The 19332-nt window shown below is 68.6% G+C and carries 15 protein-coding genes and 4 pseudogenes; 12 read left to right on the top strand and 7 right to left on the bottom strand.

Features of this window, described 5'->3' with window-relative positions; all coding sequences use genetic code 11:
- Nucleotides 1-34 precede the first annotated feature (34 nt).
- Nucleotides 35-706: pseudogene (locus ISO16_RS17955) on the top strand (hypothetical protein); the annotation flags it as partial.
- Between the two features lie 89 nt (nucleotides 707-795).
- Here ISO16_RS17955 and ISO16_RS17950 read toward each other — a convergent pair.
- The 4 genes and pseudogenes from ISO16_RS17950 to ISO16_RS28740 all read right to left on the bottom strand — a co-directional run.
- A pseudogene (locus ISO16_RS17950) lies at nucleotides 796-2505 on the bottom strand (acyl-CoA dehydrogenase); the annotation flags it as partial.
- 518 nt (nucleotides 2506-3023) lie between these two features.
- Complete coding sequence (locus ISO16_RS17945) at nucleotides 3024-3329, bottom strand: XRE family transcriptional regulator (RefSeq protein WP_072633873.1); 306 nt, start codon at nucleotides 3327-3329, stop codon at nucleotides 3024-3026.
- A 5-nt stretch (nucleotides 3330-3334) separates the two neighbouring features.
- Nucleotides 3335-3688, bottom strand: a complete 354-nt coding sequence (locus ISO16_RS17940) for a type II toxin-antitoxin system RelE/ParE family toxin (RefSeq protein WP_072633872.1) — start codon at nucleotides 3686-3688, stop codon at nucleotides 3335-3337.
- A 565-nt stretch (nucleotides 3689-4253) separates the two neighbouring features.
- Nucleotides 4254-4415, bottom strand: a complete 162-nt coding sequence (locus tag ISO16_RS28740; RefSeq protein ID WP_230304382.1) for a hypothetical protein — start codon at nucleotides 4413-4415, stop codon at nucleotides 4254-4256.
- 694 nt (nucleotides 4416-5109) lie between these two features.
- On the opposite strand from ISO16_RS28740, the gene ISO16_RS17930 reads away from it, so the two are divergent.
- The 3 genes and pseudogenes from ISO16_RS17930 to ISO16_RS17915 form a co-directional block, all read left to right on the top strand.
- Nucleotides 5110-6585: a glyceraldehyde-3-phosphate dehydrogenase gene (locus ISO16_RS17930; protein ID WP_072633870.1), complete on the top strand. Its 1476-nt coding sequence runs from the start codon at nucleotides 5110-5112 to the stop codon at nucleotides 6583-6585.
- Between the two features lie 222 nt (nucleotides 6586-6807).
- Nucleotides 6808-7065, top strand: coding sequence for a hypothetical protein (locus ISO16_RS17920; RefSeq protein WP_230304381.1), 258 nt, complete (start codon nucleotides 6808-6810; stop codon nucleotides 7063-7065).
- 29 nt (nucleotides 7066-7094) lie between these two features.
- Nucleotides 7095-9037, top strand: a pseudogene (locus ISO16_RS17915) (indolepyruvate ferredoxin oxidoreductase family protein); the annotation flags it as partial.
- 19 nt (nucleotides 9038-9056) lie between these two features.
- On the opposite strand, the pseudogene ISO16_RS17910 reads toward ISO16_RS17915, so the two are convergent.
- A pseudogene (locus ISO16_RS17910) lies at nucleotides 9057-9353 on the bottom strand (transposase); the annotation flags it as partial.
- Between the two features lie 342 nt (nucleotides 9354-9695).
- Between ISO16_RS17910 and ISO16_RS17905 the strand changes: the two are divergent.
- Together ISO16_RS17905 and ISO16_RS17900 are read left to right on the top strand one after the other, a co-directional pair.
- Nucleotides 9696-11534, top strand: a complete 1839-nt coding sequence (locus tag ISO16_RS17905) for an AMP-dependent synthetase/ligase (protein ID WP_072633869.1) — start codon at nucleotides 9696-9698, stop codon at nucleotides 11532-11534.
- Between the two features lie 19 nt (nucleotides 11535-11553).
- Nucleotides 11554-11931, top strand: a complete 378-nt coding sequence (locus ISO16_RS17900) for a DUF5313 family protein (RefSeq protein WP_006931544.1) — start codon at nucleotides 11554-11556, stop codon at nucleotides 11929-11931.
- Nucleotides 11932-12068: 137 nt separating this feature from the next.
- Here the strand turns inward: ISO16_RS17900 and ISO16_RS17895 are convergent, their stop codons facing one another.
- Nucleotides 12069-12821, bottom strand: coding sequence for a FadR/GntR family transcriptional regulator (locus ISO16_RS17895; protein ID WP_006931543.1), 753 nt, complete (start codon nucleotides 12819-12821; stop codon nucleotides 12069-12071).
- A 146-nt stretch (nucleotides 12822-12967) separates the two neighbouring features.
- On the opposite strand from ISO16_RS17895, the gene rraA reads away from it, so the two are divergent.
- From rraA to ISO16_RS17880, 3 genes are all read left to right on the top strand, one after another.
- Complete coding sequence (gene rraA / locus ISO16_RS17890) at nucleotides 12968-13465, top strand: ribonuclease E activity regulator RraA (RefSeq protein ID WP_029546851.1); 498 nt, start codon at nucleotides 12968-12970, stop codon at nucleotides 13463-13465.
- Nucleotides 13466-13664: 199 nt separating this feature from the next.
- Nucleotides 13665-14069, top strand: a complete 405-nt coding sequence (locus ISO16_RS17885) for a hypothetical protein (protein WP_072633868.1) — start codon at nucleotides 13665-13667, stop codon at nucleotides 14067-14069.
- A 131-nt stretch (nucleotides 14070-14200) separates the two neighbouring features.
- Nucleotides 14201-14407, top strand: coding sequence for a hypothetical protein (locus tag ISO16_RS17880; protein WP_006931527.1), 207 nt, complete (start codon nucleotides 14201-14203; stop codon nucleotides 14405-14407).
- Nucleotides 14408-14481: 74 nt separating this feature from the next.
- Here the strand turns inward: ISO16_RS17880 and ISO16_RS17875 are convergent, their stop codons facing one another.
- On the bottom strand, nucleotides 14482-14706 hold the full coding sequence (locus ISO16_RS17875; protein ID WP_006931525.1) for an RNA-binding S4 domain-containing protein: 225 nt from the start codon (nucleotides 14704-14706) through the stop codon (nucleotides 14482-14484).
- Between the two features lie 95 nt (nucleotides 14707-14801).
- Here ISO16_RS17875 and ISO16_RS17870 point away from each other — a divergent pair, with 95 nt between their 5' ends.
- From ISO16_RS17870 to ISO16_RS17860, 3 genes are all read left to right on the top strand, one after another.
- The gene (locus ISO16_RS17870) at nucleotides 14802-16166 is read left to right on the top strand and encodes a cryptochrome/photolyase family protein (protein ID WP_072633867.1); all 1365 of its coding nucleotides are present in this window, start codon (nucleotides 14802-14804) and stop codon (nucleotides 16164-16166) included.
- 241 nt (nucleotides 16167-16407) lie between these two features.
- Nucleotides 16408-17772: a TIGR01777 family oxidoreductase gene (locus ISO16_RS17865; protein WP_006931521.1), complete on the top strand. Its 1365-nt coding sequence runs from the start codon at nucleotides 16408-16410 to the stop codon at nucleotides 17770-17772.
- Between the two features lie 11 nt (nucleotides 17773-17783).
- Nucleotides 17784-19289: an SDR family oxidoreductase gene (locus ISO16_RS17860; RefSeq protein WP_083662362.1), complete on the top strand. Its 1506-nt coding sequence runs from the start codon at nucleotides 17784-17786 to the stop codon at nucleotides 19287-19289.
- Nucleotides 19290-19332 lie beyond the last annotated feature (43 nt).

Genomic DNA, 19332 nt, shown 5'->3' with positions numbered 1-19332 from the left:
GACTGAGCGACTCGGTGATTCTGCGGGAACGACAGTGGGGCTGCGGATCCCGGCGCGGTACCGGCACGACTGGGCGCTGTTCGTCGACTGGTGCACCGCCACCGACCAGCCATCCATCCCCGCGAGTCCGGAGGCGCTCGCGCTGTTCCTCCGGGAGCATCCCGCCGCCCCCACCACCCAGCGCCGCCGCGTGTCGGCGGTCAACACCGTCCACACCCGCCACGGCCACCCGTCGCCCGGCCGCAGCGAAACCGTCCGCCGCCGCCTCGATGCAGCCCGCGCCGACCGGCTCGACCGACTCGCCCCCCTCCTGCTACGAAAGGCAGTGGAGCTGCCCACCACCGGCTGGCCCGGCGGGCTGTTCGGCCGCCGCGACGCGCTGCTGTTGACCCTGGCCGCGATTGGGATGCCGTTCACCCAGCTCACCCGATTGCGCCGCGGCGACATCACCGTCGACGCCGGCACCCTCGGCGCCACCACCGAGAGCGGGGAACGGTTCTCTCTGGCACCGGAGTCCGCCGCCGGCGCGAGTCCGGCGGTGGGGGTGTATTACAGGTGGATCGAGGTCCAAGCCTTCCTGGACGCGTATCCGAACACCGACCTGCTCGCCCAGCACTTGACCGACCCGGTCGAGGTCGAGGTCGAGCAGGGCGTGCTCACCGAGCGGCAGGCCCGGCAACCCCTGTTGTCTCCGATCGACCAGTTTTCCGGGAAATGAACGTAGCTTGCGCCGACCGATCGTGCCTCGCCTATCGAAGGACAGGAGCGCACGGTCGGTCGGCGGCCGGGTTACGGTCAGAACGCGGCTTCGTCGAGCTCCATGATGTCGAGGTCGACGTTCGCGACGATGCCGCGCACGGCGGTCAGCTCGGGCAGGACGTTCTTGGCGAAGAAGCCGGCGATGGCGACCTTGCCTTCGTAGAACGCCTTGTCCTTGGCGTCCGGGCCGGCGTCGAGGGCCGCGAGGGCGATCTCGGCCTGCTCGAGCAGGCGCCAGCCGATGAGCAGGTCACCGAAGGCGAGCAGGAACCGCACCGAGCCCAGACCCACCTTGTACAGCTCGGTCGGCTGTTCCTGGGCGCCCATGAGGAAGCCGGTCAGGGTGGCGGTCATGGCCTGGACGTCCTCGAGGGCCGTGGCGAGCAGGGCCCGCTCGGACTTGAGGCGCTCGTCGGCGCTGTCGGAGGCGAGGAACTTCTGGATCTGGCCGGTGAGGTGGGCGAGGGCGACGCCGCGGTCGCGGGCGATCTTGCGGAAGAAGAAGTCCTGCGCCTGGATGGCGGTGGTGCCCTCGTAGAGGGAGTCGATCTTCGCGTCGCGGATGTACTGCTCGATCGGGTAGTCCTGCAGGAAGCCGGAACCGCCGAGGGTCTGCAGCGAGTCGGTCAGGTACTGGTAGGCGCGCTCGGAGCCGACGCCCTTGACGATGGGCAGCAGCAGGTCGTTGACGCGGTGCGCCAGCTCGCGGTCGGCGCCGGAGATCTGCTCGGCGACGACGTCGTCCTGGTGGGCGGCGGTGTAGAGGTAGACCGCGCGCAGACCCTCGGCGTAGGCCTTCTGCATGGCCAGCGAGCGCCGCACGTCCGGGTGGTGGGTGATGGTGACCCGGGGGGCGGTCTTGTCGGTCATCTGGGTCAGATCGGCGCCCTGCACGCGTTCCTTGGCGTAGGCCAGGGCGTTGAGGTAGCCGGTCGACAACGTTGCGATGGCCTTGGTGCCCACCATCATGCGGGCGTGCTCGATGACGTCGAACATCTGGGCGATGCCGTTGTGGACCTCGCCGACGAGCCAGCCCTGGGCGGGCACGCCGTGGCCGCCGAAGGTGACCTCGCAGGTGGCGGACGCCTTCAGGCCCATCTTGTGCTCGACGTTGGTGACGAACACGCCGTTGCGCTCGCCCATCTCGTTCTTCTCGAAGTCGAAGTGGAACTTCGGGACGAAGAACAGCGACAGGCCCTTGGTGCCGGGGCCGGCGCCCTCGGGGCGGGCGAGGACGAGGTGGAAGATGTTTTCGAACAGATCGTCGGAGTCGGCGGAGGTGATGAACCGCTTGACGCCCTCGATGTGCCAGGAGCCGTCGTCCTGCTTGATCGCCTTGGTGCGGCCGGCGCCGACGTCGGAACCGGCATCGGGCTCGGTCAGCACCATGGTGGCGCCCCAGCCGCGTTCGACGATGGTCGCGGCCCACTTCTTCTGCTCTTCGGTGCCGTTGGCGTGGAGCACGCCGGCGAAGGACGGACCGGCGGCGTACATGAAGGCGGCCGGCTGGGCGCCGAGGATCATCTCGTTGACGGCCCACCTCACGGCTTGCGGGACAGCGATACCACCGATCGCCTCGTGCTCACCCATGCGGTTCCACTGAGCAACCCACAACGCACGGAACGATTTCTTGAAGGTCTCCGGCAGCGTGACTGCATGTCGTTGAGGGTCGAAAGTCGGGGGGTGTCGATCGGTTTCGGAGAACCCCTCGCTGAGCGGGCCCTCCGCAAGACGGGCCACCTCGGCGGACCATCACCCGGCGCGGCCGCAGGAGTGCCGACCCCCTGGCGACGAGAGAGTTTCCTGCGCCACCTGCCGGCGATGTCGGGCATCGGGTCGATCCGGATCCGGCGATCGAACTCACGGAGCAGATCGACGTCCATCGGCTCGTCGGTGACGTGGCCGAAGGCCACCTCGTCGAGCCGCTGGCGCAGTGGCTCGGCGATCGGATCGGCGGCGCGCTGGTGGGTCGTCGTGCCGAACAGCGTCTCGAACCGGCGGGGGCTGCCGGTCTCGACCGGCTACGGGCCACTCGACCCATGGAAGGTGATCGCCGCCGCCACCACCCGACGCGCCCCCCACCGGCCACGGGGCCGGCTCACCCACCGGTCCACTGCTGCTGCGCGGGTTTGTGCGTGCACCCTCCGGGTGCGCCGGACCGGATACGGATCGCTGTGCGCCGGCGCCTGCGACGGGGAGAGGACGCCGAATGATCGCTCCCCGTCCGAGGGAAGGCAGGAACACCTTTCCCCGGCTCTACGGTGCTACGCGATCTGGAATCGGTCGTCGCCGAGTTCGACTTCGATGCGCAACGTGCCGCCGACCGCATCGACGTAACGGCGCAGGGTGTCGAGCTGGATACGATCGAGCTCACCGCGCTCGATGGTCGAGACCCGGTTCTGCCCCACCTCCAGCCGCTCGGCCACCTGCTTCTGGGTCAGGTGCTGTGCCTTGCGCAACTCTTTGAGTCGGTAGGCGCGGACCTGGTCGAGCATCCGCGCCTTGTGCGCCTCGACCGCGTTCCGTCGCACCGGGCGCTTGGCGAGCAGGTCTTCGAGGCTGATGCCCATCGATTTCACTTCCCTTCGAGTCGGTTCAGGTGATCGTCGAAGCGATCGTCGGCACGTGGGATATTCACCCGGTACCACTTGTCCCACTTCCCCGCCTTGTCGCCGGCCACCAGAAAGATCGCCCTGCGCTGCGGGTCGAACGCGAACAGCACGCGCAACTCCGATCGGCCACTGGATCCCGGTCGCAGTTCCTTCATGTTCTTGTGGCGGGACGATTTGACGGTGTCAACCAGGGGTCGGCCGAGTTGCGGACCTCGCTCTGCGAGCAGTTCGATCGCGGCCACGACCTGCTCGTATGTGTCCTGATCCAAGTCGATCAGCCAGTCTTCGATGTATTCGAGGTCCACGTCCCATGTCATCGTTCCTCAATGTATCACACTACTATGATATCACCTGTGAGTGATATGCGGGAACGATCGGTTCGGCGAACCACGCGACGTGTTCCTCCAGATCGCGGTACCGCGGTCACCGTCTCCGCGGACCCGGTACGGGCGGGCGCCGATGATGCTGCCCATTCCCGTGTGCATTGGTGGATAACCGACATTATCCACCACTAATGTTGCGGTGCAGCAGAGTTGGACGGAACGACGAGCGAGGAAGGTGCCATGGCGCCTGTGCCCGCTTCGCGTTGGAACACGGGTTCAGGACCGGGACCGTCCCAGCCGATCAATCCGGCCGGATCGGCGGCAGCGAACAGCGCCACGACGGCATCTTTGCTGGTGCCGTCCGGCGACCGACCGGCGATCGGATCGAGGTGGTGTTCGTGCTGGAGGTGCGAGACGTGGCGACCGTACGCGCCCGGTTGTGCTGGACGCGGTAGTGGTGGCGCCCACGTCATTCCGGCTCGTGCCGGAACGACGTTCCTACGCCACGGGCGAGGCCCCCGGAACCAGGGATTCCGGGAGCCTCGCCTGTGTTGCGCTGTCAGAGGCAGTCGTTGCCGGGCGCGGGCAACTCGACCCCGAAGTCGCGTCGCATGATCCCGACTCCCGTGCCGGACAGGGTGCGCAGCTTCGTCGGGTGCAAGCCGACCTCGAGTGCCTGCTCGACAAGGCCGAGCAGGCGCGTGTCGGACAGCGGATGCAACGCCGCTTCCTCGCGGGCGGCGTCGAACGCGCACCCTGCGTCCGGTCCCTGGACGTCGACGTAGGCGAAGACCCGGTAACCGTCAACGCTGCCACTCGCTCCGCTCCGTGCAGGCTCCGAGCCACTGCGGCCATCGCCTCGGACGCGGCGGCCGGGTCTAGCACTCCACTGCCCCGCACGCGATCGACGGACAGACCGGGACGGCTACGGCCGACATGAGCCCATGCGTCGAGCCTGAGCCCCGCTCTTCTTCGCCATGGTCGCGGAGGGCGCGCACATGCGCCTTCCCGCGTGCGCCCGCTGGAACGTGACCGAATCCGATCCACCAGGATGTGACCTGCGTCCGCACCGCAGCGAGGGGGGTATCGGCCTCTGCTTGCTTGCTGCTGTGCGCCGCCGCCGCTCACTCACACGAAGAAGCCTCCTCCTGCTGCTACTGATGGATAGGACAGCAGGTTGTCCGTGGCATTCTTCGCGTGAGGCGGCAGGTCCACGCCCCGGGACGGTTTCGGCCACCGGCTTGTCGATCCGAGGGAGCGCTTCCATATGCTTGGTGTTGCGCACGTCCTGATCGGCGTCGGTCGTGAACTGTTCCACCGATCCGGAACGCTGACCGGCGAGTGACGTGCGTCTCGTCCGGGCCGGCATCCAACCACCGGACGTGTCCCACGAGCCGGAAAGGCAGAGGAGCACAGTGAGCACAGCAGAATTGGCACAGTGGAACTCCGAGGAGGCTCTTGCGGAAGCGATGATCCCGGTCATCGGTGGCTTACACCGCACGCGTTCGGTGACCATTCTGCTTCACAGTCGCTCCCTGGTGAACAAGTCGGTCATCAGCATCCTGCGAACCCATCGTTTCGCCCGACAGATCAGCGGCGACGAGCTGTCCGTCGAAGAGACGTTCCCTTTCCTCGAGGCACTGACGCATCTCGACCTCCGGCCCTCCAAGATCGATCTCGGACTGTTGGTGATGAACTACCGGGCGAACGGCGACGGAGTGTCGATCCCTGAGTTCGTTGCACGCAGTCTTGCCGAACTGGCCGGTGCCGCTCCGACGTCTCCGCAGCCGCAGGATGTGATCCTGTACGGATTCGGGCGCATCGGTCGACTGGTGGCTCGACTGCTGATCGAAAAGGCCGGCTCGGGAAATGGGTTGAACTTGCGCGCCGTGGTGGTCCGAAAGGGCGGTAGTGACGACCTGACCAAGCGCGCCTCGCTGCTGCGTCGCGACTCGGTCCACGGGCAGTTCAACGGCACGATCAAGGTCGACCCAGAGAACAACACCCTGATCGCCAACGGCAACGTCATCAAGTTCATCTACAGCAACGATCCGACGAGCGTCGACTACACCGAGTACGGCATCGACAACGCCATCCTGATCGACAACACCGGGATCTGGCGTGACCGCGACGGGCTGTCGCAGCATCTCCGCCCGGGTGTGGCCAAGGTGGTGCTCACCGCGCCCGGCAAGGGCGACGTGCCCAATATTGTGCACGGCGTCAATCACCGCGACCTCGACCCGACCGAGAACATCGTCTCGTGCGCATCGTGCACCACCAATGCCATTGTCCCGCCCCTGAAGGCCATGGACGACGAGTTCGGTGTCGCGCGAGGCCACGTCGAGACCGTGCACTCCTTCACCAATGACCAAAACCTGCTGGACAACTACCACAAGGCCGATCGGCGCGGCCGATCGGCGCCCTTCAACCTCGTGCTCACCGAAACAGGTGCCGCGTCGGCCGTGGCGAAGGCACTTCCCGGCCTTCAGGCAAGGATCACCGGCAACTCGATCCGCGTACCCACCCCAGACGTCTCCGTCGCCATCCTTCACCTTCAGCTGGGGCGTGAGACCACCAAAGATGAAGTGCTCGAACATCTTCGTCAGGAATCGCTGACAGGCGCACTGAGTCGGAATCTCGACTACACCGCGGCAACCGACGCCGTGTCCAGCGACTTCATCGGTTCACGCGCGGCGTGCATCATTGACGCCAACGCGGCAATCGTCGACGGTGACACCGCCATTCTCTACGTCTGGTACGACAACGAGTTCGGTTACTCATGCCAGGTGGTGCGTACCGTCCAGTACCTCTCGGGCGTGGAGTACGCCGTCTATCCCGTAACGGGCAGCGCTGCCGTGGAGCCGGTCGGTTCGCCTGCCACTGCCCAGTGACCTCGCACCTGCGAGGGGTCGTCTGCGGGGTGAATGCCGTGGCAGCAGCGGTATGGGACCGAATCGTGGAGAGTTCTTCTACGGCACCACGAACGTCTACCGGGCTGAATCGGGCAGGCCCGTCCTGACAGACGAACTGTCGCCTGTCACGTACTGGCGATTCACGGTTCCGGAAGGCGAACCGCCGAAGGACTCCCACGCCACGGTCGAGCTGCGCTGCACGTGCATCCGTTCGAGGACTTCAACGGCCGAGCGGTCCGGGTGAGGGTCGCCGAATCGATGCGGCGGGTCCATCCCGGCGACTACCTCGTCGCCGACCGCGACGGCATCTGCATGATCCCGTTCTTCGACGTCCCCCAGGTGGTCGAGCACTGCGAACGCGCTCACCTCGCCGAAACCGCGTTCATCGACCGCATCGATGCGGCCCCCTCTGTCGAAGACCTTGTCGCCGGGCTCAGCTCGGGCGCCACCCCGGCCTGATCGGGCGACCCATCCTCGAAGGAATCACCTTGTCTACCACCGTGCACACTCCCGTGTCCGACTTCTCGCTCGACGATCGCTACGTTCTCGACGACGGCACGGTCTACCTGACCGGCATCCAGGCCCTGGTGCGGACCTTGCGCGACCGGGCGATCCTCGACCGCCGCCACGGTCGGCGCACCGCCTCGTTCGTCTCCGGCTACGAGGGCTCTCCGCTGGCCGGCTACGACCTCGAGATCGCCCGCAAGAAGAAGATCCTGGACGGTTTCGACATCGTGCACCGGCCGGCGGTCAACGAAGAGCTCGCCGCCACCTCCGTGCTCGGCACCCAGATGGCCCCGCAGGTGGGCCGGATGCGCACCGACGCGGTGACCGGCTACTGGTACGGCAAATCGCCCCGCCTCGACCGTGCCTCGGACGCCATCCGTCACGCCAACCTCGTCGGCACGGATCCGCGTGGCGGCGCCGTCGCCTTGGTCGGCGACGACCCCGGTGGGAAGTCCTCGAGCCTGGCCTGCGCCTCCGAGGTAGCCATGGCCGATCTGCTGATCCCCACCTTGTACCCGGCCGATCCGCAGGAGTCCTCGACTACGGACTGCACGCACCGTTCCTGTCCCGCTTCACCGGGCTGTGGTCGGGGCTGAAGATCGTCACCGCCGTGGCCGACGGGGCCGGCACCGCCGTGGTGCACCCGGACCGGATCGACCCCAGTTTCGGCGACCTGGGCCCGAGCACCTACACCCCCAGCGCCCACCTGGTCGGACCGAACCTGCTGCCCCTCGAACGCAGCCAACTGCACGATCGACTACCGCGGGCCCTCGAGTACGCGCGCATCAACCACCTCAACCGCATCGTGCGCTCCGGACCGGACGATCGCATCGGCCTGGTCACCTCCGGCAAGACGTACCTCGACCTGCGCGAAGCGCTCACCGTCCTCGGACTCGACGAAACCGACCTGCGCCGCTTCGGTATCCGCATCCTCAAACTCGGGATGATCTATCCCGTCGATCCGCAGATCGTGCACACCTTCGCCGACGGCCTGACCGAGATCATCGTCGTCGAGGAAAAACGTGCGTTCCTCGAAACCGCCCTTCGCGACATCCTCTACCGTCGCCCCGACGCGCCGCTGGTGCTCGGCAGGACCGACCCGACCGGAAAGTCGCTGGTCAACGCCTTCGGGGGGCTCGACACCGATCTGATCGCCGGCGCTCTGGCGCGCCGTCTCGGCGGCGAATACGAGATCGAACCGGTCCAGCGCTGGCGCGAACGACCCCAACGGTCGCGGATCGTGTTGCCCCTGCTGGCCCGCACCCCCTACTTCTGCTCCGGCTGCCCGCACAACTCCTCGACCAAAGTGGCCCCGGACACCCTCATCGGCGGCGGCATCGGCTGCCACGCGATGGTGATGATGATGGACGACAAGCAGGTCGGCGACGTCATCGGCCTGACACAGATGGGCGGGGAAGGCGCCCAGTGGATCGGTATGGCCCCGTTCCTCGAAGAGGATCACTTCGTGCAGAACGTCGGCGACGGCACGTTCATGCACTCCGGCGGCCTCGCGCTGCGCGCCGCCGTCGCCTCGGGCGAGAACATCACCTACAGACTGCTCTACAACGCCACCGTCGCCATGACCGGCGGACAGGGCCCGGTGGGCGCCATGCCGCTCGACCGGATCACCCGCCTGCTGCTCGCCGAAGGCGTGCGCAAGATCGTCGTCACCACCGAGGACCGCACCCGGATCAAGGCCCTGCGTCTGCCCCGCGGGGTCGACGTGCGTGACCGCGACGAGCTCGTGCAGGTCCAGCAGGAACTGGCCACCGTGCCCGGTGTGACCGTGCTGATCCATGACCAGGAATGCGCCGCCGAAAAGCGGCGCAAGCGCAAGCGCGGCACGATCGACACCCCCACCACCCGGGTGATGATCAACGAACGCATCTGCGAAGGCTGCGGCGACTGCGGCGAGAAGTCGAATTTTCAGCACCATCCGGTTAGTCGTAGACCGAATGCAGCAGTGTCTTCATCGTCCCCGCAAGCGGGCGGTATCCCCAGGCCACGACGACCTCGGCGTGACAGCCGCGAAGTTCGTCGCGCAGAGGTGCGGCACCTCTGCCACAAGTCGCCGGGCAGGGTCGCTCCGATCGCCGACGTCAGCCTGCGAGGGCATCGGAGGTCACCCCCTTCACCCCGGTCAGCCCGCGGTCGACCAGGGATCGGGAAGGTCGGCAGCCAGCCCCGTCCTCGGCGGAAGTGGCATCCAAACCCAGGATCTCGCGGTAGCCGTTGACGTTGCCTGGACGTTCTGGCTCGTCCCCGCAACGACAAGCCCGCCGAGACCGTCACCGACCCTGCCGAGGAGGTGAGACTGGCCTTGACTGCATGACCCATCGAGGAGTCACGCGACGACGTCGCACAGCGGCACCGGCTCGCCGGGGTGCCCGGCCGATGGCAGCTGTACGCGCTCACCGACGCGATCACGGACGCGTCCCCGATCGCGCACCGCAGGTACTGCGGGCGGCCGCGGCTCGCCCCACGCCCGGCAGCACCGGCAGGCGCGGTGAGGGTGGACCGGACACCGGAACGAACAGGCGAAACCCTCCCCACGGTTCGTGCGGCCTTCCTAGACTCGGGGTATGACAGCGCTGCGAATCTCCGACGAACCCGTCGACCACTCGAAGATCGAGAAGCGGGCACCGTCGGTGGCTCGGCTCTTCCTCGATCGTGTCGCGGCCAGCCCCGGCACGGAGGCGTTCCGGTTCCCGAAGGACGACGGCTGGGAGAGCGTGACGTGGCAGCAGGTCGGTGACCGTGTCCGCCTGCTCACGGCCGGGCTGATCGCGCTCGGCGTCGAGCCCGAGGACCGTATCGCGCTGGCGTCGTCGACCCGGTACGAGTGGGTGATCGTCGACCTCGCGGTGATGTGCGCGGGCGCCGCGACCACGACGGTCTACCCCACCACCAAGGCTCCCGACGTGGGGTTCATCGTGTCCAACTCGGGCAGCCGCGTGGTCGTCGCCGAGGACAGGACGCAGGTCGACAAGCTCGTCGAGCAGCGCGCACAGCTGCCGCACGTGCAGCAGGTGGTGGTGATCGACGGCCCCGGGGACGGGGACTGGGTGATCACCCTGGCCGACCTCGAGGAGCGGGGCAGGCAGCTGATCGCGGAGTCGCCGAACGTCGTCGAGGATCGGGTCCGGGAGATCCGGCCGGAGCACCTCGCCACTCTCATCTACACGTCGGGCACCACCGGCAAGCCCAAGGGCGTTCGGCTGCCGCACTCGGCGTGGACGTACACCGCCGCCGCCGTCGATGCCCTCGGCATTCTCGGCCCGGACGATCTGCAGTACCTGTGGTTGCCCCTGTCGCACGTGTTCGGCAAGGTGCTGCTGAGCCTGCCCCTGCAGGTGGGCATGCCCACCGCCATCGACGGCCGGGTCGAGAAGATCGTCGAGAACCTCGCCGTCGTGCGGCCGACCTTCATGGGCGCGGCCCCACGCGTCTTCGAGAAGGCTCACGCGCGCATCGAGGCGATGATGGCGGAGGAGGGCGGCATCAAGAAGAAGATCTTCGACTGGGCCGTCGGGGTCGGAACGCGGGTCTCGAAGGCCAAGCAGGAGGGCCGCAACCCGTCGCTGCTGGACCGGTTGCAGTACAAGGTCGCCGACAAGCTCGTCTTCTCCAAGATCCGGGAGCGGTTCGGCGGCCGGCTGAGGTTCTTCGTCTCCGGGTCCGCGCCGCTGGACCGCGACGTCGCACAGTGGTTCGATGCCGTCGGCATCATCGTCCTCGAGGGGTACGGGCTGTCGGAGACCTCCGCCGCGACGTTCCTCAACCGGCCGCTCGCCTACCGCTTCGGCACGGTCGGCTGGCCCTTCCCGGAGACCGAGGTCAAGATCGCCGAGGACGGGGAGATCCTCATCAAGGGTCCCGGTGTGATGAGCGGTTACCACGATCGTCCCGACGCGGACGCCGAGGCGTTCGAGGACGACGGCTGGTTCCACACCGGCGACATCGGCGAGGTGGACTCCGACGGGTTCCTGCGGATCACCGACCGCAAGAAGGACATGTTCAAGACCTCGCAGGGCAAGTACGTCGCGCCGTCCGCCATCGCCGCGACCTTCAAGGGCCTGTGCCCGTACGCGAGCGAGATCATCGTCCACGGCGAGGGCCGGCCGTACTGCGTGGCGCTGGTGGGCCTCGATCCGGAGGCGATCCACGAGTGGGCCCAGAAGAACGGCATGGGCGACAAGTCGTTCGCGGAGATCGCCCGGGACGAGAAGACCCGTGAGCTGATCGCCGGGTACATCGACCAGCTCAACGAGCAGCTCAACCGATGGGAGGAGGTCAAGAAGTTCACCATCATCGACCGCGAGCTGTCGGTCGAGGCCGGGGACCTCACGCCGAGCATGAAACTGCGCCGCAAGATCGTCATCGACAACTTCTCCGACCGGCTCACCGGGCTGTACGGATAGGCGGCCTATCCTCGGATACATGACGAGTAGTGCGCGACCGAGTTTTACCCAGTACGTCGGATACCTGTTCGGCCGCACGCTCCCCGACTCGCTCCAGGACTGGGTCCGCAACGACCTCGTCGGGCCCGGCGCGACGATGCGTTACCTCGTGCGGTTCACCCTGCCGATCGTGCCGTTCCTGGCGCTGTTCCTGCTCATCCCCGGGCCGGTGTGGATTCCGCTGGCGATGATGGCGCTGCTCTTCATCCCGCTGGTGTACTTCGCGATCGCCCTGATGCAGATCTGGCGGCGGCACCGCCTGGAGCAGCACGGCCTCGACCCCAACCTGCTCGGCGAGAAGGCACGGGTGCGGGCCGACCGCGAACGCAACGAGTACGAGCGGCGATTCGGGCGCTGAGCCGAGCGGGAGTTTCCTGCGCCGAGGGGGCTGCTACGTAGCGCCCCTCTCGCATGTCGGCGCGGCAACGTCCCCCTCGACGCGGTGCCCTGGGAGCACGGTGCCCTGGGAGCACGGTGCCCTGGGAGCTCGGGGTCCTAGGACAGCACCTCGACGAGCGTGGTCGCCGAGTCACCCGTCATGTACCGCTCGACGCTGTCGAGGTGCCTGCGCCAGAACGCTTGCGCCGCCTCGGCATCGTCTCCTCGCAGCAACGTGACGAGCTTGCGGTTGGCACGCAACGCCGCGGACGCCCCGGGGCGTTCCGCCGAATCGGCGCGCGTGGACAGGTACAGCGCGTTGTGTGCGTCCATGATGTCGAGCAGCATCCCCGCGAGCGCCGCCATCGTCTGGTTCCCGGCGAGTTCCATCACCGCCCGGTGCACCTCGGTGTCGTACTTGGCGAAGGCGGCGGGGTCGTCGAGGAGTTCCTCGCCCCGCTCGACCAGTTCGGCGAGCGTGTCGATGCGCCCGGCGGGGGCGGCGGCGAGCAGGCCGACGGCGTCCACCTCGAGTTCGGTGCGGGCGCGGTAGACGTCGGCCAACGGGACACCCCGGTACTGCAGCAGCAGCCCGGTGTAGCGGGCGGCGGTCGAGCCGTCCGGCGCCTGCACGCGGGCGCCGCCGTGGGCGCCGCGCAGGACGGTGATGATGCCTTCCGACTCGAGGATGCGGAACGCCTCCCGCAACGTGGGCCGGGAAACGCCGAAGCGTTCCATCAGTGCGGCCTCGTTCGGCAACGGCTCGCCGGCGTGCAGTTCCCCGGTGATGATCTGGCGGCGCAGGCTCGCGGCGATCAGTTCACCTGCCTTGGGCACGCGAACGACCGTCGAGCTTCCGTCGAGTGGCATTTCACCGTCCTGTGTGCGTCATCCATCCCAGCCCCGATGGCACTTAGGATACAAGAATCTACCGGTTTGAAATCTAAAGAGGCAGATGATCTGTCTCTATCCGTCCCACGCCGAGTGGACGCCGTCACCCCACTACTCTCGGCGGTATGAGCGAACCCTCCACCAACGACGTTCCGGCCACCGCCGACCTCGCCGACGAGATCGGCCCCGACATCCGCAGTTGCGACACGCAGTTCGTCCAGTTCGGCGGCCGCGAGGTCTTCGCCGGCCGGATCACCACCATCCGCTGCTTCCAGGACAACCTGCTCGTCAAGCAGACCCTGGGCGAGCCCGGCAACGGCGGCGTCCTCGTCGTCGACGGCGATGCCAGCGTGCACACCGCCCTCGTCGGCGACATCATCGCCGGCCGCGGCGTCGACAACGGCTGGGCCGGTGTCGTCGTCAACGGCGCCGTCCGCGACTCGGCCATCCTGCGCACCCTCGAGATCGGCATCAAGGCGCTCGGCACCAACCCGCGCAAGAGCACCCAGACCGGGTCCGGCGAGAAGAACGTGCCGGTGGAGTTCGGCGGCGTCACGTTCAACCCGGGCGAGATGCTCTACAGCGACCACGACGGGATCGTCGTCCGCGCCGAGGACCGATAGGGAACCGGCACGCTCGTGGCGCTGCGAACGGCGCGGACCTCCCTGCGTGCCGCAAGGCGGAACCGGTCCGGCCGCACGAATACGCCTCCTGACGTCGCGGGCCGCCGTCCTCTCAGCCGATGGTGGCGAGGTTCGGCGGCAGTGCCCACACTGGAGGGATCACGGCCGCACGTGCGGCCCGCGACGTCAGGAGGCCCTCATGGGCGACAACAACCCGTTCGGATTCGACCCGGAAGACCTCGACCGCGTCTTCCGCGACGCCGGGGAAGGGTTGCGGGACCTGGCCGCCAAGATCGGCCGGTTCGTCGAGCAACCGGACGCCGGGATTCCGTGGTCGAGCATCTTCCCCGACCTCGGCGGTACGCCGCGCACCCGCCCGGCACCGCCCACCGCCGGCGAGACCGGCGACGGCGTGTGGGTGATCTACACGCTCGACGGCGACGGAACCGCCCGCGTCGAGCAGGTTTTCCCCACCGAACTCGAGGCGCTGCGCGCCCACAAGAACAACACCGACCCGCTCCGGTCGGTGCGCTTCCTGCCCTACGGCGTCACCGCCGGCATCCTGGACCGGCGCGAGGACAAGGACCCGGACGAAACCGACTGACAGCACCTCCGAGACAGCCTTCGCCTCCCGCACCCGGGCATCACCTGCGGGCCGAGCCGGTGTGGGGAGGTCGACCGAAAACGAGTGCGCCCCGGCCCGTATGCGCGCAAACTGGTAACCAGGAGGTCATCATGCGAGCGCTAAAGGGCCTGCTCAATGCGGTGCTGGGGATCCTCACGGCCGTGCTCGGGGCGGTGGTGGGGATCCTTGCGGCGGTGGTATGGCTCGTCGGTGGGCTGCTGTGCGTAACGATCATCCTGATTCCGCTGGGTATTCCCGTCATGAGGCTCGCCCGCCGTCTGTTCGCCCTCGGCAAACAGGTGCGGCGTCTCCCCTGAACGTCGCAGGGGATCGAGGATTTCGGAGACTGCAGCTGTGGTCGCATCGGCGCTGCAGGCCGTCACCTCGAGGCTCACGCCCCGGCCGTCACGCGTGCGGCGGCAGCCCCGATCTCCACGATGTCCCCGACGTGCAGCTGCCGCCCGCGCCGCACCTCCACCTCCCCGTTGACGCTGACGAGTCCCTCGGCGATCACTTCCTTCGCCTCGGCGCCGGATTCGATCAGGCTCGCCAGCTTGAGGAATTGACCGAGCCGGATGGACTCGTCGCGGATGGGCACTTCGAACACGTCGGACATGAGGCCAGTCTCTCACCCGCAGTGCTTTCGACCCGCCCGACCTCGACCCGCCCGCCCGGCCCACGCCGGGCCCCGTTCTCACGCACACTGGACGAGTGAGCCGACCCGGTATCGTCTGGTTCCGCCGTGATCTGCGGCTGCGGGACCTGCCCACCCTGTTGTCCGTCGCCGACACCTCCGACCGGGCACTCGCGCTGTTCGTGCTCGACGAGTCGCTGCTGCGCCCGTCCGGATCCCCGCGCCGCACCTTCCTGATGCGGTGCCTGCGCGCCCTCGACGAGGACCTGGGCGGACGGCTGCTCGTCACCCACGGCGACCCCGTCACCGTCGTCCCGGCACTCGCCCGGGAACTCGACGCCGACGCGGTGCACATCAGTTCCGACCACGGCCCCTACGGCACCCGCCGCGACGAGGCCGTCGAGCGAGCGCTCGGCGATGTCCCGCTGGTGCGCACCGGCTCGCCCTACGCCGTCGCGCCCGGCCGCGTCCGTAAGCCCGACGACACCCCCTACAAGGTGTTCACCCCCTTCCAGCGGGCGTGGCACGAACACGGCTGGCGAGCCCCGGCCGCCACCGACGCCGGCACCGTCGACTGGATCGACCCCGGCAATCTCGACGCGCGGGTGCCGATCCCCGGCGACGACGACCTCGACGGGGTCACGCTGCCAGCCGCCGGGGAAGCCGCCGCGCTGCACCGCTGGCACGAGTTCCGCGACGACGACCTGCCGCACTACGACACCGAGCGGGACCGACCGGACCTCGACCGCACCAGCCGGCTCTCCCCCTACCTGAAGTTCGGGTGCATCCACCCGCGCACCCTGCTGCACGACGTGCGATCCGACCACGGCGGCGCGGCGAACCGGCTGCGCAGCGAACTGGCCTGGCGCGACTTCTATGCGGACGTGCTGTACCACCGGCCCGACACGGCCCGCCGCAACTACAACCGCCGCTTCGACGACATCACCTACGACAGCGGCCCCGACGCCGAACGTGCCTTCGCCGCATGGAAGGAGGGCCGTACCGGCTTCCCCATCGTGGACGCGGGCATGCGGCAGCTGCTCGCCGAGGGCTGGATGCACAACCGGCTCCGCATGATCGTCGCGTCCTTCCTCGCCAAGGATCTGCACCTGCCCTGGTGGTGGGGCGCCTGGCATTTCATGGACCGGCTCGTCGACGGCGACCTGGCCTCGAACCAGCACGGGTGGCAGTGGACCGCCGGCAGCGGCACCGACGCCGCGCCCTACTTCCGGGTGTTCAACCCGATCACGCAGGGGGAGAAGTTCGATCCGACGGGTGAATACGTGCGCCGTTGGGTACCCGAGCTGCGGGGCGTGAACGGCAAACGCGTGCACCGGCTCCCGGACGGTCCGCCGGACGGGTACCCGGCGCCGATCGTCGACCACGCCCACGAACGGCAGGTGGCACTCGACCGGTACGGGCGGATCAGCGGAAAAGGCTGACCCATCCGGGCCGCGCACCGCTCCGAATGCCGATGGGACGGACCACCCCCGTCCCGGACGGACAACCGAGAGGAACACGACAATGCGAGAACTCGTCGAAACGGCGTTCATGGCGATCCACACTCCTCTGGTGAACGCATACACCATTCTCATCAACATGATTCCCAGCTGATTCCACGGCGGCGCCGGGAGTTCTCCCGGCGCCGCTCCCGCACACCCGGACCAGGCCGAGGAAGGCACGATGGGCATCACGTACTCGAGCGTCGTCGACGCGCCACGCCGCGACGTCTTCGATTGGCACAGCCGACCGGGTGCGGTCAGGCGCCTGCTCCCCCCGTGGCAGCCGCTGCGGGTGATCACCGAATCCGACTCCCTCGAGTCGGGCCGGGCCGTCCTCGGTCTGCCGGGCGGATTGCGCTGGATCGCCGATCACCAGCCCGACGCCTACGACCCGCCCGCACGGTTCGTCGACAGCGTCGGCCGCGACGGGCTCACGTCGCTGCCCGCGGGGATCGCCGTGTCGTGGCGGCACGAGCACACCTTCGAGGCCCTCGGCGACCGGCGCACCCGCGTCACCGACCGGGTCGACACGCCCGTCCCGGAGCAGCTGCTGAAGCAGACCTTCCTCTACCGGCACCGCCAGCTCGCCGACGACCTCGCCGCCCACCAGTGGTCACACGAGCAGGGGGTGCGGCCCGCCACGGTCGCCGTCACCGGGACGTCGGGCCTGGTCGGCACCGCACTGACCGCTTACCTGAGCACCGGCGGTTATCACGTCGTCAGCCTCGTACGCGGCGAACCGCGCGGCGACGACGAACGTCGCTGGGATCCGAACGACCCCGCACCCGACCTGCTCGAGGGGATCGACGCCGTCGTCCACCTCGCCGGCGCCTCGATCTCCGGGCGCTTCAGCGACGCCCACAAGACCGCGATCCGGGACAGCAGGATCGAACCCACCCGGCTGCTGGCAGATCTCGCGGCACGCACTCCGAACGGACCCGCGACGTTCGTGTCCGCGTCGGCGATCGGGTTCTACGGCTACGACCGCGGCGACGAGCCGCTCACCGAGGATGCGCAGCGCGGCACCGGGTTCCTCGCCGACGTCGTCGCCGACTGGGAGGCCGCCACCGCGCCCGCCGCCGCGGGCGGGCTGCGCGTGGTACTGGTGCGGACCGGGATCGTGCAGACACCGCGCGGCGGGCCGCTGCAGTTGCAGCGACCCCTGTTCGAGGCCGGGCTCGGCGGCCGGCTCGGCACCGGCCGGCAGTGGCTGTCGTGGATCGACCTCGACGACCTGCTCGACGTCTACCACCGGGCCCTCGCCGACCCTCGCATCGCGGGCCCCATCAATGCCGTTGCGCCGGAGCCGGTTCGCAACGACGAATACACCCGCACCCTGGCGCGGGTGCTGCACCGGCCGGCGCTGCTGCCGGTGCCCGGGTTCGGACCGCGGCTGTTGCTCGGCGAGGAAGGCGCGCGTGAGGTCGCCACGGCCGACCAGTGCGTCGTACCGCGGTGCCTGGTCGACCACGGGCACCGCTTCCGCCGGCCGAAGCTCGAGGCCTGCCTGCGGCACCAACTCGGCCACATCGTGGAGAACGGATGAGTGGAGAACGGATGAGCGCCCCTCCGCTGCGCATCCTCGTCACCGGGGCGACCGGCTACATCGGGGGCCGGCTCGCCCCGCTGCTGATCGACGCGGGCCACCGGGTGCGGGTACTGGCCCGAACCCCCGACAAGTTGCGGGACGTGCCGTGGGCCGGCGACGTCGAGATCGTGCGCGGCGACTTGACCGACCCGGAGTCCCTGGCCGTCGCCTGCCGGGACATCGACGTCCTGTACTACCTGGTGCATTCGATGGGCGGGCGCGGCGAATTCATCGACACCGAACGCGCGGAGGCCGAGAACGTCGCCGCCGCGGCCCGGGCGGCCGGGGTGCAGCGCATCGTGTATCTCGGTGGGCTGCACCCGGACACGGCCGAGCTCTCCACGCACCTGCGTTCCCGGGAGCAGGTGGGCCGGATCCTCGTGGAGTCCGGCGTGCCCACCCTGGTGCTGCAGGCCGGGGTGGTGATCGGTTCGGGCTCCGCGTCGTTCGAGATGATCCGGCACCTGAGCAACCGTCTGCCCCTGATGACCACCCCGAAGTGGGTGAACAACAAGATCCAGCCCATCGCGGTGCGCGACGTGCTGCACTACCTGGTGGGCGCGGCCACCGCTCCCCTCCACCGCAGCCGCACCTACGACATCGGCGGCCCGGACGTGCTGCGCTACGGCGAGATGATGCAGGTGTACGCCGAGGTCGCGGGCCTGCGCCGGCGCCGCATCCTGGTGCTGCCCGTTCTCACCCCGAAGCTCGCGGGCCTGTGGATCGGACTGGTCACCCCGATCCCGCCGTCGCTGGGCCGGGCGCTGATCGAGTCGCTGAGCAACGACGCGGTGGTCGCCGAACACGATATCGACGAGGTGATCCCGCCGCCGCCCGGCGGACTGACCGGCTACCGCGAGGCGGTCCGTCTGGCCCTGCACAAGATCGAGCGCGGCGACGTCGAAACCACCTGGGCGAGTGCGTCGCCCGTCGGCGCCCCCGCCGAACCGCTGCCGTCCGACCCGCACTGGGCGGGGGAGGCGGTCTTCGTCGACGAGCGCGTTATCGACAGCGGCACCGACGCCGGCACGGTGTGGGAGGTGGTCGAGAGCATCGGCGGCGAGAACGGCTGGTACTCCTTCCCGCTCGCCTGGACGATCCGCGGGTGGCTCGACCGGTTCGCCGGCGGCGTCGGTCTGTCCCGGGGCCGCCGGAACCCGCGCACCCTGCACACCGGGGACGCGCTCGACTTCTGGCGCGTCGAGCGCCTCGAACGTCCCACTCTGCTGCGGCTGCGGGCCGAGATGCGGGCGCCGGGCGGGGCGTGGCTCGAGTGGCGCATCGAGCCGCTCGATCCCGGCCGGGCCCGGCTGCACCAGCGGGCGATCTTCTTTCCGAAAGGGCTTGCGGGACGGATCTACTGGTACGCGCTCGTGCCGTTCCACGGCATCATCTTCAAGGGCATGCTCGAGAACATCGCCGGCACCGCGCACCGCACGGCGGGGCCGAATGTCACATACGGTCACGTGAAGTGATGCGGTGTGACATTCGGCCCGCGGAAGGACGGCAGTAGCCGCC

The organism is Rhodococcus sp. M8, from assembly GCF_015654185.1.
Classification (GTDB): domain Bacteria; phylum Actinomycetota; class Actinomycetes; order Mycobacteriales; family Mycobacteriaceae; genus Rhodococcus; species Rhodococcus aetherivorans.
The sequence above is the reverse complement of the archived record's forward strand: the minus strand, read 5'-3'. Positions and strand labels throughout refer to the sequence as shown.

Coding starts and splice junctions, on each gene's coding strand:
- ISO16_RS17945 (WP_072633873.1), bottom strand. CDS start 3,329: ATGGGCATCAGCCTCGAAGACCTGCTCGCCAAGCGCCCGGTGCGACGG.
- ISO16_RS17940 (WP_072633872.1), bottom strand. CDS start 3,688: ATGACATGGGACGTGGACCTCGAATACATCGAAGACTGGCTGATCGAC.
- ISO16_RS17905 (WP_072633869.1), top strand. CDS start 9,696: ATGACAGCGCTGCGAATCTCCGACGAACCCGTCGACCACTCGAAGATC.
- ISO16_RS17900 (WP_006931544.1), top strand. CDS start 11,554: ATGACGAGTAGTGCGCGACCGAGTTTTACCCAGTACGTCGGATACCTG.
- ISO16_RS17895 (WP_006931543.1), bottom strand. CDS start 12,821: ATGCCACTCGACGGAAGCTCGACGGTCGTTCGCGTGCCCAAGGCAGGT.
- rraA (WP_029546851.1), top strand. CDS start 12,968: ATGAGCGAACCCTCCACCAACGACGTTCCGGCCACCGCCGACCTCGCC.
- ISO16_RS17885 (WP_072633868.1), top strand. CDS start 13,665: ATGGGCGACAACAACCCGTTCGGATTCGACCCGGAAGACCTCGACCGC.
- ISO16_RS17880 (WP_006931527.1), top strand. CDS start 14,201: ATGCGAGCGCTAAAGGGCCTGCTCAATGCGGTGCTGGGGATCCTCACG.
- ISO16_RS17875 (WP_006931525.1), bottom strand. CDS start 14,706: ATGTCCGACGTGTTCGAAGTGCCCATCCGCGACGAGTCCATCCGGCTC.
- ISO16_RS17865 (WP_006931521.1), top strand. CDS start 16,408: ATGGGCATCACGTACTCGAGCGTCGTCGACGCGCCACGCCGCGACGTC.
- ISO16_RS17860 (WP_083662362.1), top strand. CDS start 17,784: ATGAGCGCCCCTCCGCTGCGCATCCTCGTCACCGGGGCGACCGGCTAC.